Below are 10,299 nucleotides of genomic sequence, written 5' to 3'. Positions count from 1 at the left end.
ACTCGACGTTCCACTGGGTGAAGACCTTGTCGATCAGCCGGAAGGTGCCGCCGTACGCGTCGTTCGGGATGACGACGGTGTGCCTGCCGATCGACGGCGCCGAGAGGCCGGCCGTCACCTAGGCTGAGCGTCGATGAGCGACGACGCACCCCACGAGTTCACCGGACTGGCCACCAAAGCGATCCACGCCGGCTATCGGCCGGACCCGGCGACCGGCGCGGTGAACGCCCCGATCTACGCCAGCAGCACCTTCGCCCAGGACGGCGTCGGCGCCCTGCGCGGCGGGTTCGAATACGCGCGCACCGGCAACCCGACCCGGACCGCGCTGGAAGCCGCGCTGGCCGCCGTCGAAGAGGGCGCCTACGGGCGGGCCTTCGGGTCCGGCATGGCCGCCACGGACTGCGCCCTGCGCGCGGTGCTGCGGCCCGGCGACCACGTCGTCATCCCGAACGACGCGTACGGCGGCACCTTCCGGCTGATCGACAAGGTCTTCACCCAGTGGAACGTCGAGTACACCCCGGTCGCCCTGCATGAGCTGGACGCCGTCGCCGCCGCGATCACGCCGCGAACCCGACTGATCTGGGCGGAAACGCCGACCAATCCGCTGCTTTCGATCGCCGACATCGCCGCCCTGGTCGAGCTGGGCCGGCAGAGTTCGGCAAAGGTGTTGGTGGACAACACGTTTGCCTCGCCCGCGCTGCAGCAGCCGTTGACGCTGGGTGCCGACATCGTGCTGCACTCGACCACCAAATACATCGGTGGACACTCCGACGTGGTGGGCGGCGCGCTGGTCACCAACGACAAGGAGCTGGACGAGGCGTTCGCGTTCCTGCAGAACGGTGCGGGCGCGGTGCCCGGCCCGTTCGACGCCTACCTGACCATGCGCGGCCTGAAGACCCTGGTGCTGCGCATGCAGCGGCACAGCGAAAACGCTTCGGCCGTTGCGGAATTCCTCGCCGGGCATCCCGCGGTGGGCACGGTGCTCTATCCCGGCCTGCCCTCACACCCCGGCCACCAGGTTGCCGCGCGGCAGATGCGCGGCTTCGGCGGCATGGTTTCGGTCCGCATGCGCGGCGGCCGCGCCGCCGCCCGCGACCTGTGCGCCAAGACCCGGGTGTTCATCCTGGCGGAGTCCCTGGGCGGGGTGGAGTCGCTGATCGAGCACCCCAGCGCCATGACGCATGCGTCAACGGCCGGGTCGCAATTGGAAGTCCCCGACGATCTGGTGCGCCTGTCGGTCGGCATCGAAGACATCGCCGACCTGCTGGCCGATCTGGAGCAGGCCCTGCACTAGCGGCGATCGCGAGCGCGAATGCCCTGTTAGCCGGGCGCACGTGCGATCGCGCCCGGCTGGCCGGGCGCTCGCCTAACGCGGCTGGCTAGGAGTGGTAAGGCTCCGCGCTGACCAGCGTGACCTCGACCGTGTTGCCGTTGGGCACCACGTAGCTGCGGGTCTCGCCCTCCTTGGCGTCGATCAGGGCGCCGCCCAGCGGTGAGTTGGGCGAGTAGACCTCGAGCTTGCCGTCGTTGACGCCCTCCTGGCGGGTGGCGATCAGGAAGGTCTCGGTGTCGGACTTGTCGCCGTTGTAGTAGACCTTGACCACCGAACCGGGCAGCGCGACGCCGGACTGCTTGGGCGCCTCGCCGACCTTGGCGTTGTTGAGCAGGTCCTGCAGCTGGCGGATGCGGGCCTCCTGCTGGCCCTGCTCCTCGCGGGCGGCGTGGTAGCCGCCGTTCTCGCGCAGGTCGCCCTCCTCGCGGCGGTCGTTGATCTCCGCGGCGATGATCGGACGATTCGCGATCAACTGGTCGAGCTCGGCCTTGAGCCGGTCGTGTGACTCCTGGGTCAGCCAGGTCACGGAAGTGTCCGTCATCTCGTCGTGCTCCTCGTATGTTGTTCCGCGAGTCCGCGTTGAGTCCTGTTAGCTCCGCCGCCCGGTGTGCGCGGGTGCCTCCCCGTGTGCTGCCGCTCCGTTTTGCTCACGTCCGCTAATGCAGCAACACGGTCCCAACCGGAACCGTGCATTCACCCATGTTACCACCGCGCAAACAGTTGATGACCCCATATTCGCAGTTCGCTGTGGATCTGCGAGGTCACGCCGGGCGCAGGTAGGCGGGCACATCGGTGCCGCAGCCATAGATGTCGGCGACCACCGGCGGCTCGAAGGATTTCACCGTCGTGGTCACCTGCACGGTGGCGGCATCCGACGGCGGGACCAGCAGTTCCCGGCGGCCCGTCTCGCTGCCGTCCTTCGACCGGACCCGCACGATGCAGTCCACCGGCCGGGACGGGTCCGATCGCGTCACGCTGATCGTTATCGACGCGGTCTGGTCGTCGATCACCCGATAGCCGGCCGTCGTCCCCTTGACGTCGCTGGTGCCGAACCGGTGATAACCGATGACGGCAATGACGAGTCCGGCCACCACGACCAGCGCGCCCAGCGTGACGATCACCCACCGCCGGGGGACGCGCGACAGCCGGGAGCGCCCATAGCGGGCCTCCGGACGCGGAATCGGGGCTTCGGTCATGGCTGATTTCGCCTGGTGGTGGGCTGCCCGGCACCGGCCGACAGCATGCAACGAACTAGGAACTGGAATTATAGGGTCAGACCGGGCGACCACCAGAAGTGACAAAGGGAGCACGTGAGCGAATTGCGGTTGATGGCGGTGCACGCCCACCCCGACGACGAGTCCAGCAAGGGCGCGGCCACGCTGGCCCGCTACGCCGACGAAGGCCATCGCGTCCTGGTGGTGACGTTGACCGGCGGTGAGCGCGGCGACATTCTCAACCCGGCGATGGACCTGCCGGAGGTGCACGGACACATCGCCGAGATCCGCCGTGACGAGATGGCCAAGGCCGCCGAGATCCTCGGCGTCGAGCACACCTGGCTGGGTTTCGTCGACTCGGGATTGCCCCAGGGCGACCCGCCGCCGCCGCTGCCCGAGGGCTGTTTCGCGCTGGTGCCGCTCGAGGAGTCGATCGGGGCGCTGGTCCGCGTGGTCCGCGAGTTCCGTCCGCACGTGATGACCACCTACGACGAGACCGGCGGCTACCCCCACCCCGATCACATTCGCTGCCACCAGGTTTCGGTGGGCGCGTACGAGGCGGCCGGCGACTACCGGCGCTTCCCCGACGCCGGCGAACCGTGGTCGGTGTCCAAGCTCTACTACAACCACGGGTTCCTGCGGGCCCGGATGCAGCTGCTGCACGACGAAGCCGTCAAGCACGGCCAGGAACCGCCGTTCAAGAAGTGGCTCGAGCACTGGGACGCCGCGCACGATCCGTTCGAGTCCCGGGTGACCACGCGGGTCGAATGCTCGGCGTACTTCAGCCAGCGCGACGACGCGCTGCGGGCGCACACCACCCAGATCGACCCCGACCACGACTTCTTCGCCGCTCCGATCGCCTGGCAGCAACGGCTTTGGCCCACCGAGGAATTCGAGTTGGCCCGCTCGCGGGTCCCGGTGTCGCTGCCCGAGGACGACTTGTTCGCCGGGATCGAGAGCGACGCGTGAACCACCTCTTTCTCGTCGTGACCGCCGCCGGCTGGCAGGCGGACGGGCCCCCACGCCACACCGGTCCCGACTTCGGCAAGGCCAGCCCGGTCGGGCTGCTCATCGTCGTATTGCTGGTGATCGCCACGCTGTTTCTCATCCGGTCGATGAACCGGCAGCTGAAGAAGGTGCCGGAATCGTTCGATCCCAAGCACCCGGAACCTGACCAGGCCGCCGACGAGGGCACCGACACGGTCGGCCCTTCCACCACCCCGGACGACGGGGGCGGCCCGCCGCGCGCCGCGGGACCCGGCGATGAGCCCGGCTGACCCGGCAGCGACGAATACCCTGGGGCTGGCGACCAGTCCATACCTGCGCCAGCACGCCGACAACCCCGTGCACTGGCAGCAATGGACCCCCGAGGCGCTGGCCGCCGCCGCCGAGCGCGACGTGCCGATCCTGCTCTCGGTGGGCTATGCCGCCTGCCATTGGTGCCACGTCATGGCCCACGAATCGTTCGAAGACGACGACGTGGCCGCCGCGATGAACGCCGGGTTCGTCTGCATCAAGGTCGACCGTGAGGAACGCCCGGACATCGACGCGGTGTACATGAACGCCACGGTCGCGCTCAACGGGCACGGCGGTTGGCCGATGACGTGCTTCCTGACGCCGGATGGCCGACCCTTCTTCTGTGGCACCTATTATCCGAAAGAGGGTTTCCTGCAACTTCTTTCGGCCGTCTCGACCACTTGGCGGGAGCGCCGTGGCGAGGTCGAGGAGGCCTCCGACCGCATCGCCGGCGAGTTGCGCCGGCTCTCGTCCGGTCTGCCGGGCGGTGGTCCTTCCATAGCGCCGCAGCTGTGCGACCACGCCGTCGCCACGGTGCTCGAGGACCGCGACGCGGTGCACGGCGGGTTCGGCGGTGCGCCCAAGTTCCCGCCGTCGGCGTTGCTCGAGGCGCTGCTGCGCCACTTCGAGCGCACCGGCTCACCGGAGGCGCTTACGGCGGTGACCCACACCGGCAACGCGATGGCCCGCGGCGGCATCTACGACCAGCTCGGCGGCGGCTTCGCTCGCTACAGCGTCGACAACGCCTGGGTGGTACCGCATTTCGAGAAGATGCTGTACGACAACGCGCTGCTGCTGCGCGCCTACGCGCACTGGGCCCGGCGCACCGGGGACCCGCTGGCGCGCCGGGTCACCGCGGCGACCGCCCGGTTCCTGCTCGTCGAGCTGGCCGACGGTGGGATGTTCACCTCGTCGCTGGACGCCGACGCCGACGGCCGCGAGGGTTCGACCTATGTGTGGACACCGGCGCAACTCAACGAGGTGCTCGGGCCTGACGACGGCCCTTGGGCGGCAAGGGTTTTCGCGGTCACCGAGAGCGGAACGTTCGAGCACGGCACCTCGGTGCTGCAGGCCCCCGCCGATCCCGAGGACTCGCAACGGCTGGAGCGCGTGCGTGCCGCGCTGCTGACGGCCCGCCGCGCCCGGGTCCAGCCCGGGCGTGACGACAAAGTCGTCACCTCCTGGAACGGCCTGGCGATCACCGCGTTGGCCGAGGCCAGCGTGGCGCTCGACGAACCCGAATTGGCGCAGGCGGCAATGCGTTGCGCGCGAACGCTGCTGGATTTGCACGTCGTCGACGGCCGGTTGCGACGCGCCAGCCTGGGCGGGGTGGTCGGCGACAGCGCCGCCATCCTCGAGGATCACGCGATGCTGGCCACCGGCCTGCTCGCGCTGTACCAGCTCACCGCCGGGGACACCTGGCTGACCGCGGCCGCCGAGCTGCTCGACACCGCGCTGGCCCATTTCGCCGACCCGCAGCGGCCCGGTCGCTGGTTCGACACCGCCGACGATGCCGAGCAGTTGGTGCTGCGGCCGGCCGACCCGCTGGACGGGGCGACCCCGTCGGGGGCGTCGTCGATCACCGAGGCGCTGCTGACCGCGGCGCACCTGGTCGACGGCGAACGGACCGAGCGCTACCTGCGGGCGGTCACCGCGTCGCTCGGCGCGCACTCGGTGCTGCTGGAGCGCGCGCCGCGGTCGGCCGGACACTGGCTGGCCGTCGCAGAAGCCGCGGTGCGCGGGCCACTGCAGATCGCGGTTGCCTGCGATCCGTCGGCGTCGGCTCTGTTGGCCGAGGCCCGTCGGCTGGCGCCCGGCGGGGCGATCGTGGTGGGCGGGCCGGTGGATTCGTCGCCGCTGCTGGCCGGCCGGCCCCGAGTCGCAGGCGCCGACGCCGCGTATGTGTGCCGCGCCCAGGTGTGCGACCTGCCGGTCACCACCGCGCCCGAACTGGCGGCCGCCCTGGGTGTCCCCGATCACTGAGCCGATGGTGGTGACCCGGCGGCGCCCGGCTGCGCCGTGCTGGCGATCACCACTAGCGCGGGTTACCCTGCCTCCCATGCCGACTGCCGCCAGGACCGAAGCGATCCGGAACACGGTCAACCGTTACATCGAACTGGTCGCCAAGGGCAGCGCCGACGATCTGGTCGAGCTGTACGCCGACGACGCCACCGTCGAGGACCCGGTCGGCGGCGAGGTGCACATCGGGCGCCAGGCGATCCACGGCTTCTACTCCGCGGTCAACGACCTGCAGCGCGAATGCAAACTGGTGACGCTGCGCGTCGCCGGCAACGAGGCGGCCTTCCAATTCCGGCTGACCGTGACCGCGGGCGAGCACCGGATGGTGATCGAGCCGATCGACGTCATGGTCTTCGACGGCAGCGGCAAGATCGCCTCGATGAAGGCTTACTGGTCGCCGGAGGACGACGTCTCCCAGGGCTAGCGGGGCAGCGATGCCGGCTCAGCCGCCCGCCAGCCAGGCGTGGTCGCCGGTGTAGAAGACCGCGAACCACATGGCGATGTAGTGCAGAATCGCCGCGATCGCGGTGAAGGCGTGGAAGAACTCGTGATAGCCGAACGTTTGCGGCCACGGGTCCGGCCAGCGCAGGCCGTAGAAGATGCCGCCGACGCTGTAGAACACCCCGCCCACCGCCAACAGCACCATCGCGGCCACGCCGGCCTGGTGCAGGATCGTGGGAGCGAACCAGACGGCCACCCACCCGAGCAGCAGATACAGCGGCACACCGACCCATCGCGGCGCCGTCGGCCAGCACATCTTCAACGCGATCCCGGCAGCCGCGCCGCCCCACACGATGCACTGCACCAGCACCCCGGTGTTTTGGGGCATGACAAGCCGCGCGAACGGCGTGTAGCTGCCGGCGATGAACACGAAGATCATCGAATGGTCGAGCCGCTTCATCCGGCTGCGTGCGACGGCGGACTTCCACTGCACCCGGTGATAGGTGGCGCTGACCGCGAACATCGCCACCGTCGCCGCGGCGTAGACCAGCGTCGAGTGGCCGGCGCGCGGCGAGGCGACGGCCCACGACACCGACACCAGCGTGGCGCCGGTGATGATGGCCAGCCACGCCGAGACGAAGTGGATCCAACCGCGCATCCGGGGCTTGCCGAGGAACTGGGCGGCACCCTCGACTAACTGTTCGACGGTGTTGCCCGGAACGATCGACTCGCCTTCGGGCTCCGGGTTGGGGACGGTGCTGGTCTGACTGCTCATGGCTCCTGTGTCTTGTCTTCGCATCTGTTTTGTTCTTCGCAACGCGGGATTCCGAAGTCGCCAGGGGCTGTTCAAGAACCAGAGTAGTCAGGGATCGTTACAGCATCGTCTCGGCTGCTCAGGTGACCGGGCCGAAACGAGAACCGGTGAATAGATCACCGCTGGCAGTAGGGTGAATGGTCGTGGAAATCATTCCGCCGCGCCTCAAAGAGCCGCTGTACCGCGTCTACGAGCTGCGGCTGAGGCAGGGCCTGGCCGCCTCGAAGTCCCAGCTCCCGCGCCACATCGCCGTGCTGTGCGACGGCAACCGCCGGTGGGCCCGCGACGCGGGATACGAGGACGTCAGCTACGGCTACCGGATGGGCGCCTCCAAGATCGCCGAGATGCTGCGCTGGTGTCAGGAGGCCGGCGTCGAAATGACCACCGTCTACCTGCTGTCCACCGAGAACCTGCAGCGCGATCCCGACGAGCTGGCCGGGCTGATCGAGATCATCACCGACGTCGTCGAGGAGATCTGCGCGCCGGCCAACCGCTGGAGCGTGCGCACGGTCGGGGACCTGGAACTGCTCGGCGACGAGCCGGCCCGCCGATTGCGCGACGCCGTCGAGTCCACGCCGAGCGTCGCGCCCTTTCACGTCAACGTCGCCGTCGGCTACGGCGGCCGGCAGGAAATCGTCGGCGCGGTGCGCGCGCTGCTGAACAAGGAGCTTGCCAACGGCGCCACCGCCGAGGAACTCGTCGACGCGGTGACCGTCGACGCCATCTCCGAGAACCTCTACACCTCCGGACAGCCCGATCCCGACCTGGTGATCCGCACCTCGGGCGAGCAACGCCTGTCGGGATTTCTGCTGTGGCAGAGCGCTTATTCGGAGATGTGGTTCTGCGAAACGCACTGGCCGGCGTTCCGCCGCGTCGATTTCTTGCGCGCGCTGCGCGACTACAGCCGGCGGGATCGCCGGCACGGCAAGTAACCGCGAAGCTCTGAAGGGCCCGCCCGGCTGCGTGCCACACTTAGGACATGGCTGCGCTGTCGGCGGTGGTGTTCACGCTGAGCGCCTGGCTGGGCCTGTATCTGCTGTCCCGTGATCCGCGCAAGCCCGTCCTGGTACTGGCGGCGATCGGACTGTGCGGGTTCGCGCTCGTGGTGGGCCTGGATGCTGTTCGGACCGCCAGCCCCGCCCATGCCCAGCTGCTCAGCCGGGTCGAGATCTACCTGGCGGCCGTCCCCGGTGTCGCGTGGTTCGCGGTGCTCGTCGAGCTGTCCCGGCCCAGCGACGGCTGGCGCTCGCGCACCCGCGAGGTGTTGCTGGTGGTCGGCGTCGCCGCGCTGACCCTGTTCGGGGCGGTGCTGGCCGGCAGCGTCGACGGGCCACTGCGCCCGGGTCACTGGGTGATGTTCGCGGTGATCTCGGTGTCGACCCTGGGCGCCGGGGCGGTCGCGTTGCGCCGCCCGCGCCGGCCGAGGCTCTCCGTGGGACTGGCCGTCACCGCGACCCTGTTTTTCGCGCTGGCCAACGCGATCCTGATCATTCCGCTGGGACTGGTGCCCAGCTGGGTCGCGCTGGCCTCGACGAGCTGCGACGTCCTCGGGCTCGGGGTCGCCGTGGCGCTGTGGGACGCGTTCGACGAGGGCCACGCGCTGCGCCCCGACATGCTCCGGTCGTTCGCCGGTTCGGTCGCGGTGGCGGTGCTGTTCGGCGGCCAGGCGCTGATCGGGTTGGCGGTGACCCGCGACGACCCCGCCGCGCGGACCGCGCTGACGGTGCTGCTGTTCACCAGCCTGGCGATCGCGATCACCGTGCAGGTGCTCGCCGATCCGCTGGCCGGGGTGCTCGACCGGCTGGCGTTCTCGAAATCGCCTGCGCTGCGGGCGGATCGGGCCGCACTGCGGCACACCGGGGCGGCGCTGCCGCTGCGCCAGGAGCACCCGCTCGCCGGCGTCGACGACGTCACTTTCGTGCGGCTCACCCGCCGGGCGCTGGGCCACTACGGCGACCTGAGCAAGCTGGTCGCCAGCCCGCTGACGGCGTTGCCGGTGATCGATGAGCGGCTGGCCGCCCGCGGCGCACCCGACCAGCCGATCGAGCGGGCCAACGAACTCAAGGCGGTGCTGGCCGAGGGCATCTCGCGGCTCAAGCCGCGCGACGGTGGCGACTTCGGCACCACCGAAGAGTGGCGGTACTACAACTCCCTGTATTTCCCCTACGTCGTCGGGGTGCGCGCCTATGCGCAGAACGCCACCGCCTCGGGTCTGGATCCGATCGCGCGGCAGGCCTGGCACTGGTTCGTCACCGAGGTGCCCCAGCGCTCGCTGCACAACTGGCAGAACGCCGCGGCCCGGCTGATCGCCGCCGATCTTCGGGGACGGATCCCGGTTCCCAGCGACTAGACCCACCTGGGGCGCGACCACCGGATGGCACAGCGCCGTGGACCCGCGCTCCTGTGACCCGTGGGGCCACTGGGCCCGCCAGACTGGCGCGTGTCAAATATTTACCCGCCGACGGGAATAGCCGGGTGAACCACCTCGTCTTTGTATCCGTGGCATGAGTTGGCAGTGCCACGAGTCGATATGGCAGTGCACTGGCGGCACCCTCAAAGCTGTTCGACCCACCCGCCACCGCGAGGAGTAAGCACATGAGCTCTGTTACCGGCGTATCCAGCATCCCGACCAGGCCCCTCTACGACGCGACCGACTCGCTGTTGCGGTTCGCGGTGCGCGCCGACGCGACCCTGACAGGGTTGTTCGGTCTGACCATCGCGTTCCTCGCCGACCCGCTTTCGTCGCTGACGGGCCTGACGTCCTTCCAGGAGTACGGCGTGGGCGTCTTGTTCGTACTGGCCGGACTGCTGGTGTTCAGCCTCGGGGCGCTGCCGGACCTGCGCCGCGTCGGCGTCAGCGTGTTGGTGGTCAACGTCGCATTCACGCTGGCTTCGATCGTGGCCGCGGAAGCGCTGCCGCTGACCGCTACCGGCGTCGCGCTGACACTGGCCACCGGCGCCTACACGGCGGCGTTCGCCGGGCTGCAGTACCTGGGATTGCGTCGCCTCGCGGCGTGACCGGCCGCGCCGGCCGCGCCGTCAGAGCTTGCGCAGCCGCAGCCGGTTGATGGAGTGGTCGGCGTCCTTGCGCAGCACCAGGGTGGCGCGCGGCCGGGTCGGCAGGATGTTCTCGACGAGGTTGGGGCGGTTGATGGATCGCCAGATCTCGCGGGCCGCGGCCA

The 10,299-nt window shown here is 69.6% G+C and carries 11 protein-coding genes and 2 pseudogenes; 8 read left to right on the top strand and 5 right to left on the bottom strand.

What is annotated here, in order from left to right; genetic code table 11:
* A pseudogene (locus A5622_RS30000) lies at positions 1-76 on the bottom strand (hypothetical protein); the annotation flags it as partial.
* 57 nt (positions 77-133) lie between these two features.
* On the opposite strand from A5622_RS30000, the gene A5622_RS04535 reads away from it, so the two are divergent.
* Positions 134-1,294: a cystathionine gamma-synthase gene (locus A5622_RS04535; RefSeq protein ID WP_066876969.1), complete on the top strand. Its 1,161-nt coding sequence runs from the start codon at positions 134-136 to the stop codon at positions 1,292-1,294.
* A gap of 85 nt (positions 1,295-1,379) precedes the next feature.
* On the opposite strand, the gene greA is transcribed toward A5622_RS04535, so the two are convergent.
* Both greA and A5622_RS04525 read right to left on the bottom strand, forming a co-directional pair.
* Positions 1,380-1,874, bottom strand: coding sequence for a transcription elongation factor GreA (greA, locus tag A5622_RS04530; RefSeq protein ID WP_066862299.1), 495 nt, complete (start codon positions 1,872-1,874; stop codon positions 1,380-1,382).
* 220 nt (positions 1,875-2,094) lie between these two features.
* A complete protein-coding gene (locus tag A5622_RS04525; RefSeq protein WP_066862296.1) occupies positions 2,095-2,529 on the bottom strand; it encodes a DUF4307 domain-containing protein in 435 nt (144 codons plus the stop codon).
* A 114-nt stretch (positions 2,530-2,643) separates the two neighbouring features.
* Between A5622_RS04525 and mca the strand changes: the two genes are divergently transcribed.
* The 4 genes from mca (at position 2,644) to A5622_RS04505 (ending at position 6,286) form a co-directional block, all read left to right on the top strand.
* Complete coding sequence (mca, locus tag A5622_RS04520; RefSeq protein WP_066862293.1) at positions 2,644-3,516, top strand: mycothiol conjugate amidase Mca; 873 nt, start codon at positions 2,644-2,646, stop codon at positions 3,514-3,516.
* Positions 3,513-3,824, top strand: a complete 312-nt coding sequence (locus tag A5622_RS04515; protein WP_066876968.1) for a hypothetical protein — start codon at positions 3,513-3,515, stop codon at positions 3,822-3,824. Before mca ends, A5622_RS04515 begins: the two co-directional genes overlap by 4 nt.
* Positions 3,811-5,826, top strand: a complete 2,016-nt coding sequence (locus A5622_RS04510) for a thioredoxin domain-containing protein (protein WP_066876967.1) — start codon at positions 3,811-3,813, stop codon at positions 5,824-5,826. Before A5622_RS04515 ends, A5622_RS04510 begins: the two co-directional genes overlap by 14 nt.
* Before the next feature lie 76 nt (positions 5,827-5,902).
* Positions 5,903-6,286 (top strand): nuclear transport factor 2 family protein, encoded by a 384-nt coding sequence (locus tag A5622_RS04505; RefSeq protein ID WP_066876965.1) that lies wholly within the window; start codon positions 5,903-5,905, stop codon positions 6,284-6,286.
* An 18-nt stretch (positions 6,287-6,304) separates the two neighbouring features.
* On the opposite strand, the gene A5622_RS04500 is transcribed toward A5622_RS04505, so the two are convergent.
* Complete coding sequence (locus A5622_RS04500; RefSeq protein ID WP_066876963.1) at positions 6,305-7,078, bottom strand: hemolysin III family protein; 774 nt, start codon at positions 7,076-7,078, stop codon at positions 6,305-6,307.
* A 182-nt stretch (positions 7,079-7,260) separates the two neighbouring features.
* Between A5622_RS04500 and A5622_RS04495 the strand changes: the two genes are divergently transcribed.
* From A5622_RS04495 to A5622_RS04485, 3 genes are all read left to right on the top strand, one after another.
* Positions 7,261-8,049, top strand: coding sequence for a (2Z,6E)-farnesyl diphosphate synthase (locus A5622_RS04495; protein ID WP_007776629.1), 789 nt, complete (start codon positions 7,261-7,263; stop codon positions 8,047-8,049).
* Positions 8,050-8,096: 47 nt separating this feature from the next.
* Positions 8,097-9,467 (top strand): hypothetical protein, encoded by a 1,371-nt coding sequence (locus A5622_RS04490; RefSeq protein ID WP_066876961.1) that lies wholly within the window; start codon positions 8,097-8,099, stop codon positions 9,465-9,467.
* 245 nt (positions 9,468-9,712) lie between these two features.
* On the top strand, positions 9,713-10,135 hold the full coding sequence (locus A5622_RS04485) for a hypothetical protein (RefSeq protein WP_066876959.1): 423 nt from the start codon (positions 9,713-9,715) through the stop codon (positions 10,133-10,135).
* Positions 10,136-10,156: 21 nt separating this feature from the next.
* Here the strand turns inward: A5622_RS04485 and A5622_RS27835 are convergent.
* Positions 10,157-10,299 (bottom strand): annotated as a pseudogene (locus tag A5622_RS27835) (type I pantothenate kinase); the annotation flags it as partial.

This window comes from Mycobacterium sp. 1245801.1, from assembly GCF_001673055.1.
Taxonomy (GTDB): domain Bacteria; phylum Actinomycetota; class Actinomycetes; order Mycobacteriales; family Mycobacteriaceae; genus Mycobacterium; species Mycobacterium europaeum_A.
The sequence above is the reverse complement of the archived record's forward strand: the minus strand, read 5'-3'. Positions and strand labels throughout refer to the sequence as shown.

Bases quoted from the DNA above. Each gene is read 5' to 3' on its own strand.
- A5622_RS04535 (WP_066876969.1), top strand. From the start codon at position 134: ATGAGCGACGACGCACCCCACGAGTTCACCGGACTGGCCACCAAAGCG.
- greA (WP_066862299.1), bottom strand. From the start codon at position 1,874: ATGACGGACACTTCCGTGACCTGGCTGACCCAGGAGTCACACGACCGG.
- A5622_RS04525 (WP_066862296.1), bottom strand. From the start codon at position 2,529: ATGACCGAAGCCCCGATTCCGCGTCCGGAGGCCCGCTATGGGCGCTCC.
- A5622_RS04510 (WP_066876967.1), top strand. From the start codon at position 3,811: ATGAGCCCGGCTGACCCGGCAGCGACGAATACCCTGGGGCTGGCGACC.
- A5622_RS04505 (WP_066876965.1), top strand. From the start codon at position 5,903: ATGCCGACTGCCGCCAGGACCGAAGCGATCCGGAACACGGTCAACCGT.
- A5622_RS04500 (WP_066876963.1), bottom strand. From the start codon at position 7,078: ATGAGCAGTCAGACCAGCACCGTCCCCAACCCGGAGCCCGAAGGCGAG.
- A5622_RS04490 (WP_066876961.1), top strand. From the start codon at position 8,097: ATGGCTGCGCTGTCGGCGGTGGTGTTCACGCTGAGCGCCTGGCTGGGC.
- A5622_RS04485 (WP_066876959.1), top strand. From the start codon at position 9,713: ATGAGCTCTGTTACCGGCGTATCCAGCATCCCGACCAGGCCCCTCTAC.